Source organism: Mesorhizobium sp. YR577 (assembly GCF_900116595.1).
Lineage (GTDB): Bacteria > Pseudomonadota > Alphaproteobacteria > Rhizobiales > Rhizobiaceae > Mesorhizobium_M.
Window position 1 is genome coordinate 117,488 of the sequence record NZ_FPBI01000005.1, and the last position, 16,925, is coordinate 134,412.

Consider the following 16,925-nt stretch of genomic DNA (forward strand, 5'->3'; position numbering starts at 1 on the left):
GTCTGACATTTGGGAACACTTTGCCTTTGGTGCCTTGGCGGCGCCGGAGCGCGCATATTTCAACCTGGGAGGAATCTATGAAATCTGCTTTGAGCACTGCTGCCGTTGCTCTCGTGCTTGGCGTGGCATCGCCAGCACTTGCCGACATCAAGATCGGCGCGACCGTCTCGGAGACGGGGCCTGCCTCGTCACTGGGTGATCCGGAAGCCAAAACCCTGCGCATGCTGGTGGAGGAGATCAACGCTGCCGGCGGCGTGTTGGGCGAAAAGATCGACTTGATCGCCTATGATGATGCAGGCGACCCCAATAAGGCGCGCACCTTCGCCACGCGGCTGATCGAAGACGACGAGGTCGTCGCTATCATCGGTGGATCGACGACCGGCACGACGATGTCGATCATGCAGGTGGTGGCCGACGCCGAGATTCCCTTCATCTCGCTCGCCGGCGCCGTCGAGATCGTCGATCCGGTGCAGCCCTGGACTTTCAAGACGCCGCACACCGACCGCATGGCCTGCGCCAAGATCTTCGAGAACATGAAGGCCGGCGGCATCACCAAGATCGGCATGATCTCCGGCTCCGACGGTTTCGGCGCGTCGATGCACAAGCAGTGCCTGCAGGTCATCGGCGACTATGGCATCGAAGTTCTGATCGACGAGACCTATGGCCCGACCGACGCCGACATGACACCCCAGCTCACCAACATTCGCGGCAAGGAAGGCGTGCAGGCGATCCTCAATGCCGGTTTTGGGCAGGGGCCTGCGATTGTCACGCGCAACTATGGCCAGCTCGGCATCAAGACGCCGCTTTACCAGTCGCATGGCGTGGCCTCCAAGGCCTTCATCGAGCTCGCCGGTCCCGCCTCGAACGGCGTGAAGCTGCCGGGAACGGCCATTCTCATCGCCAATCTGCTCAAGCAGGACGATCCGCAGTATGGCGTCGTAACCGCCTACAAGAAGGCTTACGAGGAAAAGGCAGGCTCAGCGCCGTCGACCTTCGGCGGCTATGCCCATGATGCGTTGCGGCTGCTGGTCGATGCCATCGGCCGAGCCGGCAAGGCCGAACCGCAGGCGATCCGCGACGCCATCGAGCAGACCAAGGGTTATGTCGGCGTCACCGGCGTGGTCAACATGTCGCCGACCGATCACCTCGGCCTCGATCTCACCGCCTTCCGCATGCTGGAGATCAAGGATGGCGGCTGGGCGCTGGCCCAGTAATCCTGGCCAAGATAATCGGCGCGGCATAGCAGTCGCGCCTCCTGCCTCACGACAGTGGAAGGAGTCGCGGTGACGGAGTTGCTGCAATACGTGCTGTCAGGCGTGACGGTAGGCGCGGTCTACGCGCTCGTCGCGCTCGGCTTCACCATCATCTACAACGCCTCGCATGTGGTGAACTTCGCCCAGGGCGAGTTCGTCATGCTGGGCGGCATGGTCACCTTCTTTGCCTGGCAGGCAGGCTTGCCGCTGCCGTTCGCGGCGGCGCTGGCCGTTGTCGCCGCGGCCGCCGTCGGCGTGGCGCTCAACAAGTTCGCGGTGGAGCGAGCCCGTGGTGCGCCGGTGGTCAGCCTGATCATCATCACCATCGGGGCCTCCATCTTCCTGCGCGGCGGCGCTCAGCTCGTCTTCGACAAACAGCTGCACCGCTTTCCGTCTTTCAGCGGCGATGAACCCATCACCGTCGGCGGCGCCACGATCCTGCCGCAGGGCCTGTGGGTAATCGCCGGCGCGGCGATGGTCTTTGCCTCGCTCTACGTCTTCTTTACCCGCACGCTGACCGGCAAGGCGATCCTCGCTACGGCAAACAACCGCGTTGCCGCCCGGCTGGTCGGCATCAACACCGACTACATGATGACGCTCTCCTTCGCGCTGTCGGCTGCCATCGGCGCGCTGGCCGGCGTGTTGATGACCCCGATTACGCTGACCAGCTACGACCTCGGCGTTGCCTATGCATTGAAGGGGTTTGCGGCCGCCATGCTGGGTGGAATGGGCGTGCCGGCGGGCGCGCTTGTCGGCGGCTTGCTGCTTGGGCTGATCGAGGCGATGACGGCAGGCTATGTCAGCTCGGTCTACAAGGACGCCGTCGCCTTCATTGTCATCCTCGCGGTGCTGTTCGCCATGCCGCAAGGACTGTTCGGCGGCAAATCGACCGACCGGGTGTGACGATGCGGCTCTCCTCCAAACATCTCACCCTGCTTGTCCTGCTGGCCATCATTCTGCTTGCGCCTCTCGGCTTCCCGTCCAACTTCTACTACCGCATCGGCTCGTTGATCTTCGTCAACGGCCTGGCTGTAACGGGTCTCGTCATCCTGATCGGCTTTGCCGGCCAGATCAGCCTCGGCCATGCCGGCTTTGCCGGTATAGGTGCTTATGCCTGTGCGCTCGGCCCGCAATATCTCGGTCTGCATCCGGCATTTGCCATGCTGCTCGGAACCGCGCTGAGTGCTGCGCTCGCCTGGCTGATTGGCCGCCCCATCCTGCGCCTGCAAGGCTACTACCTCGCCGTCGCGACGCTGGGTTTCGGCATCCTCGTCTCCATGGTGCTCGCCAACGAAGCGTCGATCACCGGCGGGCCGGATGGCCACGAAGTGCCTGAGCTTGGCCTGAGGAAGCTGATCGAAACGATCGGCATCCACCTTTCCAATGCCCAGTTCTGGTACGCGTTCAGCGGATTGTTTCTGCTCGCCGGGACCTGGCTTGCGCTGAACCTCTACGACAGCCCGTCCGGGCGTGCATTGCGGGCACTGCACGATTCCGAGATCGCGGCGCGCACGGTCGGTGTCGATGTCGCGCGCTACAAGCTCTTCGCCTTCGTGCTGTCTGCCGTCTATGCGTCGCTGTCCGGCTCGCTGCTCGCGCTGATGAACAAGTTCATCACGCCCGACGCTGCCGGTTTCCTGCATTCGGTCGAACTCGTCACCATGACTGTGTTGGGTGGTGCTGGTTCCGTGCCCGGCGCAGTGGCGGGTGCGGCGCTGCTTACCATGCTGCCGCAGGTTCTCACGGTGCTGCAGGATTATGAACACATGATCCTCGGCCTCATCATGATGCTGGTGATGATCTTCATGCCGGCAGGGTTGGTGCCGAGCATGTCGCGGCTGTTGCGGGGGAGGGCGTGATGCCGCTGCTTACCGTCGAAGGTCTCGGCATCGATTTCGGCGGCCTGCGCGCCGTCAATGACGTCGGCTTCCAGGTCGAGCCGGGCGAGATCGTTGCCGTCATCGGCCCCAATGGCGCCGGCAAGACGACGCTGTTCAATATGATCAGCGGAGCCTATCGGCCGGCGCGCGGCACGGTCACGCTCGATGGCGAAGCAGTGACGGGCATGGCACCGCATCTGCTCGCCCGGCGCGGCATGTCGCGCACCTTCCAGAACCTGCAGATATTCCAGAACATGACGGTGCTGGAAAACGCCATGTCCGGTTGCCACCTGAAGGAGCGCGGCAATTTGCTGGCCGACCTGTTCGCCATGCCAGGCTCGCGCCGGCGCACGGCCGAGACCCGCGCCGCTGCCATGCAACTCCTGGAACGGGTGGGTCTCGCCCGCGCGGCGGACAAGGATGCATCCTCGCTTTCTTACGGTGCTCTGAAGCGGCTGGAGATCGCCCGGGCGCTGGCGCTGGAGCCGCGCATCCTTTTGCTCGACGAGCCAGCAGCCGGCTGCAACGCCGTGGAAACGCAGGAGATCGACCATCTCATCGCCGATGTCGCCAAGTCCGGGGTCGCCATCCTGCTCGTCGAACACGACATGAAACTGGTGATGCGCATCTCCAACCACATCGTCGTGCTCGACCGCGGGGAGAAGATCGCGGCAGGCAAACCCGAGCAGGTCGCGCGTGATCCAAAGGTGATCGAAGCCTATCTCGGCGTGCAGGCCAAGGAGGATGCCGGCCATGCTCTCGGTTGAAAATCTGCGCTCGCGCTACGGGCGCATCGAAGTGCTGCACGGCGTCGATCTCGATGTGCGTTCGGGTGAAATCGTCACGGTGGTAGGCGCCAACGGCGCGGGCAAGACTACGCTCCTGCGCTGCATCTCCGGCGTGCAGCCGATCACCAGCGGTGGAATGGTTTTCCGAGGCGAACCGCTGCAGGCGGTTCCGGCACATCGCCGCGTGGCGCTTGGCCTGTCGCAATCGCCGGAAGGACGGCAGATATTTACCAATCTCAGCGTCGAGGAGAACCTGCGCCTTGGCGCCTATCTGTTTTCCGACGACCGGGTTGAGAAGGACATGACGGAGGCCTTCGCTCTGTTCCCGATCCTGAAGGAGAAGCGCAACCTCGCCGCTGGTGGACTTTCGGGTGGCCAGCAACAGATGCTGGCGATCGCCCGCGCGCTGATGGCGCGGCCTGCCTGCCTGTTGCTCGACGAACCCAGCATGGGTCTCGCTCCCATCCTGGTCGCTCAGATTCTGGACGTGGTGAAGAATCTCAAGGAACTGGGCATAACGGTACTGCTGGTCGAGCAGAACGCCTATGCGGCGCTGCAGGTCGCCGACCGCGGCTATGTCATGGAAACCGGCCGCATCATCATGTCGGGATCGGCCGAGGAACTGATCGCCGATGAGCGCATCCGCGCCGCTTATCTGGGCGTGTAGCATCCGCCATCGCCGTCGTTCGTGGCGCAGCCGGTTCGATATCAGCCGAGGCTTCCCGCGAAGCGTTCCGCCAGCCGATCATTGCGAAACGCCTCGGCAATGAAATCGACGAAGACCCGTGTCTTGGCCGGCAGCTGCCTGCGGCTTGCGTAGTAGATCGATATTGGTCCGCTGTCGGCGTACCATTGCGGCAGCAGGCGGACGAGCGCACCGTGCTCGAGATGCGGCAGCGCGTGGGGGACTGCGATCAATGTCACGCCGAGACCGAGCAGTGCCGCCCGGCACATCGCCTCGGGATCATCGAATATGATCGTTTCCTTCAGGGTCGCCTGGATTTCCGTACCTGCGGCGTTGCGCATGATGCGGTCACGGGTTCGTCCTGTCCGTGTGGAGCGCATGACAATGCCGTCGAAGACGGCCAGATCCGAGGGGTCGGCAGGCTGTTTCCTGCCTCTCATATATGCTGGCGACGCGACTGCGACGATGTGCAAGGGCGCGAGCGTGCGTGTCACCAAGCCTGGCGTCAAGTCAATGCCGCCGCCGATCGCGGCGTCATATCCCTCGGCGACCAGATCGACTTGTCTGGCCTCGAACCGCCAGTCTGGGCGAATATTGGGATAGCGCGCGAGGAAGGTGGGCAGCGTCGGCAGGATATAATCTGCGCCAAACGTCAACCCCATGCTGACCTTGAGGACACCGGCGGGCTCGCCACGATCTGTCGCAGCGTCGGCGATCGCTGCCTGCAGCCCCTCCAGATGATCCTGCACTGTGAGCAGGAAGCGCTCTCCGGCCTCGGTCAGGGTCAACTTGCGCGTCGTTCGCTGAAACAGCCGGACACCGAGATTACGCTCCAGCATCGCCACGTTGCGGCTGACCGCAGCCGGCGTCAGGGAAAGCCTGCGCGCGGCAACCGAGAAGCTGCTGGCCTCCGCGCTTCGGACGAAGGATTCGAGGTTGGCAAGTGTCTCCATGAGCGTTCTTTCAAGTGATACTTGTAAGAATTGAAACTGATTACCGTCTATTCATAGGTCAATAAAAGACCGACAGCTAGGGGCAGACAACGCAGCGCCAAACCGGAGACAACGCTCATGGCCAGCCAGTCCAATGCCCCCAAGAACGGCCTCAAGGCCTTGCTGACGCCGGAAGAGTCGGTGCTGGTTCTGATAGACCATCAGCCGTTCCAGTTCGCCAATCTGCACAGCCATGAACCCACGATGATCGTGAACAATGTCATCGCGCTGGCAAAGACGGCAAAGATCTTCGGCGTGCCGACGATTCTGACGACGGTCCTTGAGGACCGTGGCGGCAAGCTCATCAAGGGCCTGCAAGACGTCTTTCCCGATCAGAAGCCAATCGATCGCACCTTCATCAATACCTGGGAAGACGCGCGTGTCGTCGATGCCGTGAAGAAGACGGGCCGCAAGAAGATCATCATGGCCGCGCTCTGGTCGGAGATATGCCTTGCCATGCCGGCCATCCAGGCAGCGGGCGAGGGCTACGAGGTCTATGCGGTCACCGATGCGTCAGGCGGCGTGAGCGTGGAAGCGCACGACATGGCCGTGCGCCGCATGGATATGGCGGGTGTCGTTCCAATCACGTGGATGGCGGTGGCCGGTGAACTGCAGCGCGACTGGGCCCGCGAAGAGACCGCCAGGAGGGGCGGGGAGATGTTTCTTGAGCATGGCGGCGGCACCGGCATCGCGCTCGCCTGGGAACTGCAACTGCTCGGTCAGAATGCCGGCGGCGGAGCATAAGCGGCTGTCGCCAATCTCTTCTCACGGATGCAACAACTCGGTGCCGCACCAATCGTCTGACGTCGATCGTTTGTACGTTCGGTCGCCACCGCTAACTCTGAAAGGAATATCAAATGACCATTGGCATTATCGGCTCGGGTGCGATTGGCACCGCGTTCGCCCGGACGCTCGCTCGGGCAGGGCTCGAAGCCACGATCTCAAACAGCCGCGGTGCGGATTCGCTTGAAGGTCTGGTCCGCGAAATTGGGCCGTCCATCAAGGCTGGCAGCCGCGAGGAAGCGGCACGCGCCGACATTGTCTTCGTGGCGGTGAACTGGACGAAGCTCCCGGCAGCGGTGGCAGGCCTTCCAGATTGGAAAGGGCGCATTGTGATCGATGCCAACAATCCAATCGAGGCACCGCTGTTCAAGCCAGCAGACCTCGGAGGCCGTGTATCAAGCGAGGTATTTGCTGATCTGGTGCCCGGAGCCCGCGTCGTAAAGGCATTCAATCATCTCCGCGCAGAGTTGCTTGCCACCGATCCACGTTCGGATGGCGGACGGCGCGTGCTTTTCTATTCCGGCGATGACATCACGGCCAAGGCAGAGGTGGCTTCCCTGATCGAACAGATCGGTTTCGTTGGGATCGATCTTGGCTCGCTGGCCGTCGGCGGCAAGCTCGCTCAATTTCCCGGCGGCCCGCTGCCGAACCTGAATCTCGTCAAGATCGGTTGAGTCTCTCCGCCGTTGTCGCGGATGGTCTAACTCCCAAGGCGGAGCGAGCTTGTCTCAATGTGTAGTAAGCAGCCTTTGAACAAGCTCGGTGCGATTATGCGCATGCAGCTTCTGGCAGAGGCTGCCGATATGGTCCTTGACCGTATAGGCCGATATTCCGAGCGCTCTTGCGATCTCCTTGTTGGACTGGCCGTGGCACAGAAGCAGCGCCACTTCGCGCGAGCGCGTCGGCAGCTGATTCAGGGCCGAGGCGCGGGTGAGCGATGCGTATTCGCCGTGTGAGGCCGTGCCGGATTGCGAGATCCAGGAGGGCGGAGCGCCGTTGAGTCGGCCTGTCTCGACCATCGTGGTAAGCGCGAGCGACCCGGCCCGGCAAAGGATCTGCATGCTGTCTACGGCCGGTGACTCATAGGCTCCGATCTCGCCCTGGTTGGCCGTGTAGACGACACCGACCACGCGGTTATCGACACGAAGCGGCCCTGCCATGCAATGCATGAACCCCCAGCGCCGCAGCAGCTCGAAATTGTTGCAGCTTTGCCAGCCGGCGGCGCCGACGAGCGTCGAGCCGTCCACCGGCTGTCCCTTTTCGCAGATATAGGCCAGCAGCGGATCGTATTTGTCGAATTCGGCGCTGTACTCCTGGATGAACCCATCCGGCGCATGCTTGCTGTAGAACAGATAGGGCTTGTCCCGGTCGAGCAGATAGAGGCCTACCGTCGGCGACCCGATCAGCCGGCCGATCTCGCGGTGGCAGGCGTCGCCGAGCGCTTCCAGCGAACGGCTGGCGGCAACGTTGAGCGCGGCATCGCTGACCGCGCCCGCCGAGTAGTCCGCTATCGTGGCCGGGGACCGGCGCATCCGTCATTCCTCCTTTTGTCCGCGCCCATTCTGGGCTTGTCGGACACGGCAAGGCTCGCCACCCTCAGCGAGCATCCTGTTTGCCGGACAAGGAGTTTCCAGCAAAAGCAGGAAAAAGCAAGCGGGTGCGTGCGATCCCGCGACGGTCAGCCGTCGACGCCGAACACGCCCCATTTTGCGTCCGCCCCGACAGCGCCGAGATAGACGCGCCCGCATTCCTGTACGATCTCGTCGGCCATCAAAATGTGCTGCGTTCCCGAATGGATGTCGCGGTAGAAGCGCTGCATGATGCCGTTGTGCAGGGAAGCGCCCCGTGCCGCGCGGTGGGCGAAGGTGCCGACATCCGATATCACATCATGCACATGGCGCATCGCCAGCTTCACGTCGGCGATTTGTTCTAGCGAAGCTTCGCCGCCTTCGGCGAATGTTTCGGCCATGCTCGTCCATGCCTGATAGGCGAAGGCGCGGGCCGAGCGAAAGCGCGCCTCGGCGCGGGCGAATTCATATTTGAATGTCGCGCTTTCGTTCATCTTGCCGAAGGCATCGACGCGCTTGGCGGCAAGCTTGGCCAGTTCGTCCAGCATGCGCCGGCCGACGCCCAGCGCCCACGTCGTATGGCCCCATGCCGTATAGCCGACCAGTCCGAGGCTGCCCTGCGGACCGCCGCGCTTGGCATTGCCCTCGTTGAGACCGTAGCAGAGGTGATGCGGCACGAAGAGCTCGTCGGCGTCTTTCAAAGTGTAATCGAAGCTGCCGGTGGCGCGCAGGCCAAGCACGTCCCAATTGCCTTTCAGCTCGATCGTGGCGCGCGGGTGATGGGTGACGACGACCTCCGGCTGGCCGTTCGGCTGCATCACCATGGTCTTGCCGGTCGCGTCGGTGACGAAACAGCCGGAATGGATCCACTCGGCATGCTGGATGCCGCTGCCATAGGCCCAATGGCCGCGGATCATGTAGCCGCCCTCGACCGGCCGCGCATAACCGCGCGGCACGCCGTTACCGGCGACCATGACGTCGGGTCCATGCGCAAAGATATCGCTGGCGCCCTTGTCGGAAACGAACAATGACATCACCCCGCCGACGGCGTTGTTGACGATGACGCACCATCCCGCCGAACCATGCGCCCAGGCGACACGCTCGCCGAGACGCATGGCGTCGACATGGGAAAGCTCCGCGCCGCCGACTTCCTTCGGCATCATCATGCTGTAGAGCCCGGCGTCCTGCAGAAGCTTGAACGTGCCGTCGGCAAGCCGGTTCAGTTGCTCGCTTTCTTCCGCCGCCGCCTCGATTGCCGGCAGGATGCTTTCGACACGCGCCGTCATTTCGGCAAGCGACGGTTTGGCGGCTTGTTTGAGATTGGCAACAGGCATGTTCACGGGCTCCACCCTTGTCTTTCGGTTGTCGGGCCAGGCTCAGCGGCCAGGTTCTTCCTCGTGCAGTGTTCCAACGGGGCGGGGGGCCAGCAACCCCCCCAACTGGGGGGATTGTGCGCCTCGCCCTACACTTGAAAGATGCCGGTCGACGGGAATTGAAGCGCGGCCCGCACAAGAACCAAGAGCCGGCTGCGCTGATCTGGGAGTATCGTATCGATGGCTGGCATCAGGGTCATCGGCTTCTGCGGCAACACGCAGAGGCCGTCGAAAACGCGCGCGCTTGTCGAAGCCGTTTCCACCAATCTGCACAAACGCCATGGCATCGACGTCGATATCTTCGATCTCGTCGATGCCGGCGACGGGCTGGGCGCGTATTCGCCGGCCGGACTGAGCGGTCGCGCCAAGGCGATCGTCGATGCGATCGAGAGCGCCGATGCCCTCATCGTCGGCAGCCCGGTCTACAAGGGCTCCTATACCGGCCTGTTCAAGCACGTCTTCGATCTGGTTCAGCCGACCGCACTGATCAATCGCCCGGTGCTGCTCACCGCCACCGGCGGCGGCGCACGTCATTGCCTCGTCGTTGAGCATCAGCTCCGGCCGCTGTTCGGTTTCTTCGAGGCCTGCACCATCCCGACCGCGATCTATGCCAGCGAAGCGGACTTTTCTGACGGTGTGCCCGCAAGTCCCCTGGTGCTTCAGCGGATCGCTGCCGCCGTCGATCAACTTGCGAGCCTGGTCGGGCGTCCCGACTGCGTCGCGGCTGAATAGCAAGGAGTTTCCCAGGATGAACCAGGCAATCGTCTCCAGATCTGCGCCAGCAATGAGCGGCTTCGAGCGCACCGAGTATGATATCGGCGGCGTGCGCACCGTCGTGCACAGCATCGGCAAGGGCAAGCCCTTGGTGTTTCTCCATGGTGCGGGCACTTTTCCCGGCTTCGAATTCGCGCGCCTGCTTGCCGCCGATGCGCGCGTGATCATTCCCTACCATCCCGGTTTCGGCGAATCCGCCGACGGCGAGCACATCGCATCGATCGACGACCATGTGCTGCATTATGCCGACTTGTTCGATCGCCTCGGCCTCGCAGACTTCGACCTTGCCGGCTTCTCGTTCGGCGGCTGGATCGCCGCCGAATATGCCGCGCGCACGAGCAGCGGCCTGCGCCGGCTGGCACTGGTGGCGCCTGCCGGCCTGGTGGTGCGCGCGCATCCTGCGCCGGACCTTTCGACTGTCGGGCCGCAGGATTTGCCGGGCTACCTGACGCATGATCCGCAAGTGGCGATCGGCTATTTCCCGAAGGTGCCCGATCCGGCCTTCGACCAGTCGCTCGGCCGCGAAATGATGGCGTTCGGCAAGCTTCTCGGCGACGAACCGCAGGGCAATCCTAAGCTTGACCGCTGGCTGCATCGCATCAGCGTTCCGACCCTTTTGCTTTGGGGCAGCGAGGACCGCATGCGCCCGGCAGCCCAGGCGTCCGCCTGGCTGAAGCGACTTCCAAACGCGCGGCTCGAACTGGTGGCAGATGCAGGCCATCTCCTGTTCGAGGAAAAGCCGGCGGCCGCCGTCGCAATCCTGCGCGACTTCCTCGCTGCGTGAAGACCACCGAACCGACATATCTCGAAAAGGACAGATCAATGATTGTGATGCAGGCCGGCGTGACCAAAAGCGAGGAAGCCTATGACGGCGCCAAATGGAATATTCTTGGCCAGACCTACACGCTGAAACAACAGTCGGATGCTTCGATGGCCTGGCATGCGATCCTGCCGCCCGGCACCTTCGTGCCGCCGCACACTCATCCGACGCAGGACGAGTTCATCTCGGTCTTCGAAGGTCGTCTCGACCTCTGGCTCAACGGCAAGGAAGTCATCGCCAACGCCGGCGATCTCATCCGCCTGCCGATGGGCGAGCCGCACGGCATCTTCAACAAATCCTCCGGTACGGTCAGCAGCCTGTTCTGGGTTTCGCCGACGCGGGCGCTGCGCGGCCTTTTCGAACGCATTCATAATGTCGGCGATCCGGCCGAAGTGGTGCGCATCGCCGCCGAGCACGAGGTCGACTTCCTGCCGCCTCCGGCCTGAAGACATCCATGCCTTTCCCGTTCGCTGCGATTGCGGTGCGCGGGAACCGGGTATGGCCCGGCAATCATGAACGCCGCAAAGGCGCATCAATTCGCGAAAATGAATTTCCGAACAGGGGAACGGACGATGAATTGGGACACGATTTCTGAAACGGACAGATCACGCATAAAACGCTGGCAATTCGGCATGCTGGCGCTGGCACTGATATGCGAGATCTTTCTCGCCGCGGACTGGTACGCCTTTGCGGCGGTCATTCCCTTCATCTCCGAGACACTGCAACTCGATCCGGCTCAAGCCGGCCTGGCGCAGGGCATCTTCGCGTTGACATACGGCCTCGGCATGATCGCGTGGTCGCAGGTCAGCCGCAGCATGAGCGCCCGCAACATGCTCCTGATCGGCCTTGCCGGCACCGGCCTCGGCATGGTGCTGCAAGTCTATGTCCAGAGCTATGGCCAGTTGATCGCGCTCCGGCTTTTCATCGGCTTCTTCGATGCGGCGATCTTCCTCGGCAACATGAAGCTGGTCATCGGCTGGTTCCCGCAGGCGCGGCGAGGCAGCATCGTCGGTATGATCCTGGCTGCCTACAGCCTTGCCATAACGCTCGATTTCGCGCTCGGCATTCCGCTTACCATCGCCTATGGCTGGCGTACTTTCTTTGCGCTGCTCGCCGGCGGAACACTGCTTGTCGCGCTTGCAATCGTGTTGTTCGGTCGCAATGGGCCGGCCGAAATCGGCGTGCGTGGTTTTGCCTGGGAAGAGCCGCTGCCGCGTGGTGCGTCGATCCCGCTCAGCGCCATCTTCCGCTCGCGGTGGATTTTGGTCGGGGGTCTCGGCATCGCCGCCTGTACACTCGCCATTGCCGGCACGGCGACCTGGGTGGTGCCGGCCTATATAGCGGTCCAGAACATGCCGGTGGAGGATGCCGCTCTCGTCGGCACGCTGATGGGCCTGTCGCAGGTGGTGTTCCTTGTCATCGGCGGCTATGTCGCCGATCGCATCGGCAAGGCCTTCATGATCAAGTTCGGCACGGTGCTGGCGCTGCTGACTGCAATCGCCTTCACGGTAGCCACCATCTATCCGATGGATTTCGGCTGGCTCCTGCTCTTCGCCGGTCTTAGTGGCATTGCCGTCTTCGGCGGCGGCGCGATCTTCTCGCTGCTCAGCGAGAAATATCCGGACGAACTGGCAACCGCCGCCGTCGGTTATGCCGAGGTCTTCGGCGTCGTGTCGAGCTTCCTGTCGCCATGGATGATGGGCCTGGTGATCCGCGCCTCAGGCGGTTCCTTCACGGAGGCGTTCGTGGCGTTCGCGGTCGTTGAGGCGATCTTCCTTGTCGTCCTCGTTATCCTGGCGCGGGAGAACGTCGGGAGGGCAGGGGTCGTTGCTCCGGTGGCGACCAACTGAAGTCAGCAGGATCGCTTTTATCTCCCCTTGCTTTCGAGAGTCCGGGCGCCCGCTAAAGCAGCAAATCGCTGACAGCAGCGCCCGGCGGTCGAGCAGCGACCGTCATGCCGCATCGATCTTCTCGATAGCGGCCATCACACCGCGAAGCTCGGCCAAGCCACGAAGACGCCCGATTACCGGATAGCCGGGATGGGTTTTTCGCGATGCATCGTCGATCAATTCATGACCGTGGTCAGGGCGCATCGGAATATTCCAGTCCCTGCGTCCTTCGGCCCTGCGGCGTCTGCACTCGGCCATGAGCACGCGCACCAGCGCTACCATGTCGGTGTCGCCGCCGAGATGATCGGCCTCCATGAAGGAGCCGTCGGCTTCCTTGGCGACGTTGCGCAGGTGGGCGAAATGGATTTTGTCGGCGAAGCGCCTGGCGATCGCCGGCACGTCGTTAGCCGGGTTCGCACCGAGCGAGCCGGAGCACAATGTCAGCCCGTTCGATGGAGATGGCACCGCCGACAGGATGAAGTCGATGTCATCGGCGTTGGAGACGATGCGGTCGAGGCCGAACAGCGGTCGCGGCGGATCGTCCGGATGCACGCAAAGTCGCACGCCCACCTCTTCCGCGGTTGGGATCACCTCGCGCAGAAAACGGACGTAATTGGCTTGAAGGTCGGTCCGCGACACGTCGCTGTAGCGCTCCAGCATGGCGCGCAGGCCCGGCACGTCGTAGCGATCATAGGCGCCCGGCAGACCAGCCATGATGTTGGCCAGCAGCTTTTCCCTGTCGCTTTCCGAAGACCTCTGGAACCAGCTGCGCGCTTGGTTGAGAGTGGTCTCGTCGTGCTCGTCCTCCGCGCCCGGCCGCTTCAGCATGTAGCAGTCGAAGGCCGCATATTCGTGGATATTGAAACGCAGCGCGGTGCCGCCGCCGGGAAGGGGGGCATCCAGTTGCGTGCGGGTCCAGTCGAGGATCGGCATGAAGTTATAGCAGACCACCTCGATGCCGCAGGCGGCAAGATTGCGCAACGACTGGCGATAAGCATCGAAGATCGGCTCCAACCCGTCGCCGCCAAGCTTGATGCTCTCATGCACCGGCAGGCTTTCCACCACGCGCCATTTCAGGCCTAGCGAGGCTTCGGCCTCGATGATTGCCTGCCGTTTGCGGATTTCCTCGACAGTCCAGACATGTCCGTAAGGAATATGATGCAGCGCGGTGACGATGCCGCGCGCGCCGGCCTGGCGCACATGCTTGAGTTCGCAGGCGTCATCTGGGCCGAACCAGCGCCAGGTTTCTTCCATTTCATCAGCTCCGATTGGGCATGTTGTCAGTTTTTGGCGTGGCCACCCACCGGGCGATTACGAAACAGCGCGCCCGTCGGCATCGAAGAAGTGCAGATTGTCCTTATCTGCAATCAATCCAATGCTGGTGCCGATCGGCGGCATGTCCCGCTTGTCATCGACGATAAGGCAGGTCTGCCCACCGGGCAGCTCGACATGCATCAGCGTCACGGCGCCTGTGTATTCGTTGAGCGTCACGGTGGCGGACAGCGCGTCGGTCGTTGGCTCGACGACGCGAAGATGCTCGGGGCGCACGCCGACCGAAACCGCATTGGCGGGCAGGGCATGCGTCGGGGCTACGAGCTTCGCTTCCGCGGCCGGCAGCAGGTTCATCCTCGGGCTGCCGATGAACTGCGCGACGAAGACATTGTTCGGCTTCTCGTAGAGGTCACGCGGCGAGCCGATCTGCTCGACCTTGCCGTCACGCAGCACCACGATCTTGTCGGCCAGCGTCATTGCTTCGATCTGGTCATGTGTCACGTAGATCATCGTGGTCTTCAGGCGGTGGTGCAGCGCCGCGATCTCGGAACGCATATGGACGCGCAGCTCCGCGTCGAGGTTCGACAACGGCTCATCGAACAGGAAGACATCCGGGCTGCCGACGATGGCACGTCCGATGGCGACGCGCTGTCGCTGGCCGCCCGACAGCTGGCGAGGATAGCGGTCGAGCAAGGCTTCGAGCTTCAGTGTTGCGGCAGCTTCTCTCACGCGCCGGTCGCGCTCGTCGGCTGGAACTTTGCGAACCTTCAGGCCGAAGCCCATATTGTCGCGCACATTGAGATGCGGGTAGAGCGCATAGGACTGGAACACCATGCCGACGCCGCGCTTTGCCGCCTGAACGTCGTTCATCCGCCGCCCGCCGATATGGAGTTCTCCGGCGGTGACATCCTCAAGCCCGGATATCATGCGCAGCAGGGTCGACTTGCCGCAACCGGATGGCCCTACGAACACGGCGAACTCACCTTCGTTGACCGTCAGGTCGACGCCCTTGATGATCTCCGTCGCGCCGAAATGCTTGCGAATATCTTTCAGGACTACATCAGCCATTCATATTCCTCGTCAGCCTTTGACGCCGGAAAGCGCAAAGCTTTCCGTGATCTGGCGTTGGGCAATCAGGTAAACGATCAGGATCGGCAGGACTGCGAGCGTGGTCGCCGCCAGTTGCAGATTCCACAGCGGCAGTCCGTAGCTGTCGTTGAAGTTGGAGAGCGCCAGCGGCAGCGTGAACATCTGCAGCGAACTCAGGAAGATCAGCGGCTCGAGGAACAGGTTCCACGAGAACAGGAAGGTGATGATGGCGACGGCCGCCAGCGCCGGGCGCGACATCGGCAGGGCGATGCGCCACCAGATGCCGATGCGCGAAAGCCCGTCCATCCGTCCGGCATCCTCCAGCTCCCGCGGAAGCGCCAGGAAATACTGGCGCATGAGGAAGGTCGCCATGACGCCGTGCGGTCCGAATGTCGGCAGCAGGATCAACGGCCAGTGCGTGTCGATCAGGCCGAGCGAGCGGATGAGGAAGAAGTTGGGAATGATGGTCACCTCCTCGGGCACCATCAGCGCCGAAACGAGGAACAGCATCAGCAAGCCCGCGCCAGCGAAGCGCATCCGGGCCAGCGCATAGCCGGCGAGCGAGGAGATGATCAGCGTCAGCACCGTCACGGCGATCGCGATGTAGAGCGAGTTGAAATACTGCCGGGCGAAGGGCTGGTAGGTGAACACCTCGATGAAGTTCTCATAGCGCCAGACGCGCGGCAGCAACGACGGCGTGCCGAATATCTCGGTCGTGCTCTTGAAGCCGGCCGAGACCATCCAGAGAAACGGAAAGACGAAGGGGATCGCCACGATCAGCAGCGCCAGCGTCCAGCATGTGCGGTAGACAATGTCGATCTGGCGCCGGGTCATTGCATGCCCCTGCGACGTATCCGAACCTGGATGAGGGTAAGCGCCATGACAATCACGAACATGATCATCGCCAGTGCGGCGGCATAGCCGACGTTGAAGAATTTGAAACCCTGCTGGTAGATGTAGAAGGCCAGCACCAGCGTGCCGTTCTCCGGCCCGCCACCCGTCATCTGGTAGATGTGGTCGAACACCTTGAACGATCCGATCGTCGTGATGACCAGAATCACCAGCGTGGTCGGAGCCAGAAGCGGCCAGATGACCATGGTGAAAACCTGCCAGCGGGACGCGCCTTCGAGGCGCGCGGCCTCCTCGTAGTCACGCGGCACTGCCTGAAGTGCTGCGATGTAGAGGATCATGTTCAGGCCGACCATCTTGATGACACGCGTGACGATGACCGCAGCCATCGCCCAGTTCGGTTCACGCAGCCAGTTCGGGCCGGTTATGCCGACGAGTGCCAGCATCTGGTTGATAACGCCGCCTTCGCCCTGCAGCAGGAACTTCCATACGATGGCCCAGGCGATGGCCGACGTGATGACAGGGGCAAAAAACACGGTACGGAAGAAGACGACGCCGAAGAATGGCCGCGACAGCGCCAGCGCGAGGGTCAGGGCCAGGGCCATATTGAGAGGCACGAGACCGATAGCAAACACGACGGAGTTACGGACGACGTGCCAGAAGTCAGGGTTCTTGAACAGCGCGTCGTTGAAATTGTCCAGCCCGACGAACGTGGCCTTCTGTGACAGGAGGTTCCACTCGGTCATCGAGAAATAGACGACCGCGACAAGTGGGCCGAGGAAGAAGATAAGGAAGCCGATGACGGTCGGGCTGACGAAAAGCCAGGCCTCGAGCATCTCCCGGGTCTTCAAGGTCAGCCACGGCGCGCGATCGTCGCGCGTCGTGGTTTCTGGGCGGGAAATATCCATCA

The 16,925-nt window shown here is 62.6% G+C and carries 18 protein-coding genes; 11 read left to right on the top strand and 7 right to left on the bottom strand.

The window, feature by feature from the left end; genetic code table 11:
- Positions 1-77 precede the first annotated feature (77 nt).
- From BM413_RS08990 to BM413_RS09010, 5 genes are all read left to right on the top strand, one after another.
- A complete protein-coding gene (locus BM413_RS08990; RefSeq protein ID WP_091912509.1) occupies positions 78-1,214 on the top strand; it encodes an ABC transporter substrate-binding protein in 1,137 nt (378 codons plus the stop codon).
- A 69-nt stretch (positions 1,215-1,283) separates the two neighbouring features.
- Complete coding sequence (locus BM413_RS08995) at positions 1,284-2,156, top strand: branched-chain amino acid ABC transporter permease (RefSeq protein WP_091912511.1); 873 nt, start codon at positions 1,284-1,286, stop codon at positions 2,154-2,156.
- Positions 2,157-2,158: 2 nt separating this feature from the next.
- Positions 2,159-3,112: a branched-chain amino acid ABC transporter permease gene (locus BM413_RS09000; RefSeq protein ID WP_091912514.1), complete on the top strand. Its 954-nt coding sequence runs from the start codon at positions 2,159-2,161 to the stop codon at positions 3,110-3,112.
- Entirely contained in the window at positions 3,112-3,900 is a 789-nt protein-coding gene (locus BM413_RS09005; RefSeq protein WP_091912516.1) for an ABC transporter ATP-binding protein, read from the top strand. Before BM413_RS09000 ends, BM413_RS09005 begins: the two co-directional genes overlap by 1 nt.
- Positions 3,887-4,588: an ABC transporter ATP-binding protein gene (locus BM413_RS09010; RefSeq protein WP_091912518.1), complete on the top strand. Its 702-nt coding sequence runs from the start codon at positions 3,887-3,889 to the stop codon at positions 4,586-4,588. The genes BM413_RS09005 and BM413_RS09010 overlap by 14 nt, the downstream gene beginning before the upstream one ends.
- Before the next feature lie 41 nt (positions 4,589-4,629).
- Here BM413_RS09010 and BM413_RS09015 read toward each other — a convergent pair whose 3' ends face one another.
- Positions 4,630-5,559 carry a LysR family transcriptional regulator gene (locus BM413_RS09015; protein ID WP_091912520.1) on the bottom strand — a complete coding sequence of 310 codons (930 nt, stop codon included), beginning with the start codon at positions 5,557-5,559 and terminating at the stop codon, positions 4,630-4,632.
- Positions 5,560-5,676: 117 nt separating this feature from the next.
- On the opposite strand from BM413_RS09015, the gene BM413_RS09020 reads away from it, so the two are divergent.
- On the top strand, positions 5,677-6,342 hold the full coding sequence (locus tag BM413_RS09020; protein WP_091912522.1) for a hydrolase: 666 nt from the start codon (positions 5,677-5,679) through the stop codon (positions 6,340-6,342).
- Positions 6,343-6,455: 113 nt separating this feature from the next.
- Positions 6,456-7,055, top strand: a complete 600-nt coding sequence (locus BM413_RS09025) for an NADPH-dependent F420 reductase (RefSeq protein WP_091912524.1) — start codon at positions 6,456-6,458, stop codon at positions 7,053-7,055.
- Positions 7,056-7,109: 54 nt separating this feature from the next.
- On the opposite strand, the gene BM413_RS09030 is transcribed toward BM413_RS09025, so the two are convergent.
- Positions 7,110-7,913, bottom strand: a complete 804-nt coding sequence (locus tag BM413_RS09030; protein WP_091912526.1) for a LuxR C-terminal-related transcriptional regulator — start codon at positions 7,911-7,913, stop codon at positions 7,110-7,112.
- Between the two features lie 146 nt (positions 7,914-8,059).
- Positions 8,060-9,283, bottom strand: coding sequence for an acyl-CoA dehydrogenase family protein (locus BM413_RS09035; protein WP_091912850.1), 1,224 nt, complete (start codon positions 9,281-9,283; stop codon positions 8,060-8,062).
- 219 nt (positions 9,284-9,502) lie between these two features.
- On the opposite strand from BM413_RS09035, the gene msuE reads away from it, so the two are divergent.
- The 4 genes from msuE to BM413_RS09055 all read left to right on the top strand — a co-directional run bounded on the left by msuE (position 9,503) and on the right by BM413_RS09055 (position 12,766).
- Positions 9,503-10,054 carry an FMN reductase gene (gene msuE / locus BM413_RS09040; RefSeq protein ID WP_091912528.1) on the top strand — a complete coding sequence of 184 codons (552 nt, stop codon included), beginning with the start codon at positions 9,503-9,505 and terminating at the stop codon, positions 10,052-10,054.
- Between the two features lie 16 nt (positions 10,055-10,070).
- On the top strand, positions 10,071-10,880 hold the full coding sequence (locus BM413_RS09045; protein ID WP_091912530.1) for an alpha/beta fold hydrolase: 810 nt from the start codon (positions 10,071-10,073) through the stop codon (positions 10,878-10,880).
- Positions 10,881-10,918: 38 nt separating this feature from the next.
- Entirely contained in the window at positions 10,919-11,362 is a 444-nt protein-coding gene (locus BM413_RS09050; protein WP_091912532.1) for a cupin domain-containing protein, read from the top strand.
- Between the two features lie 126 nt (positions 11,363-11,488).
- Positions 11,489-12,766 (top strand): MFS transporter, encoded by a 1,278-nt coding sequence (locus tag BM413_RS09055; RefSeq protein ID WP_091912852.1) that lies wholly within the window; start codon positions 11,489-11,491, stop codon positions 12,764-12,766.
- Positions 12,767-12,868: 102 nt separating this feature from the next.
- On the opposite strand, the gene uxuA is transcribed toward BM413_RS09055, so the two are convergent.
- The 4 genes from uxuA to BM413_RS09075 are packed head-to-tail and all read right to left on the bottom strand — an operon-like array spanning position 12,869 to position 16,923.
- Positions 12,869-14,059 (bottom strand): mannonate dehydratase, encoded by a 1,191-nt coding sequence (gene uxuA / locus BM413_RS09060; protein WP_091912534.1) that lies wholly within the window; start codon positions 14,057-14,059, stop codon positions 12,869-12,871.
- A 57-nt stretch (positions 14,060-14,116) separates the two neighbouring features.
- Positions 14,117-15,145 carry an ABC transporter ATP-binding protein gene (gene ugpC / locus BM413_RS09065; RefSeq protein WP_091912537.1) on the bottom strand — a complete coding sequence of 343 codons (1,029 nt, stop codon included), beginning with the start codon at positions 15,143-15,145 and terminating at the stop codon, positions 14,117-14,119.
- 12 nt (positions 15,146-15,157) lie between these two features.
- On the bottom strand, positions 15,158-16,000 hold the full coding sequence (locus tag BM413_RS09070) for a carbohydrate ABC transporter permease (protein ID WP_091912539.1): 843 nt from the start codon (positions 15,998-16,000) through the stop codon (positions 15,158-15,160).
- A complete protein-coding gene (locus BM413_RS09075) occupies positions 15,997-16,923 on the bottom strand; it encodes a carbohydrate ABC transporter permease (protein ID WP_091912541.1) in 927 nt (308 codons plus the stop codon). Before BM413_RS09075 ends, BM413_RS09070 begins: the two co-directional genes overlap by 4 nt.
- Between the last annotated feature and the right edge of the window lie 2 nt (positions 16,924-16,925).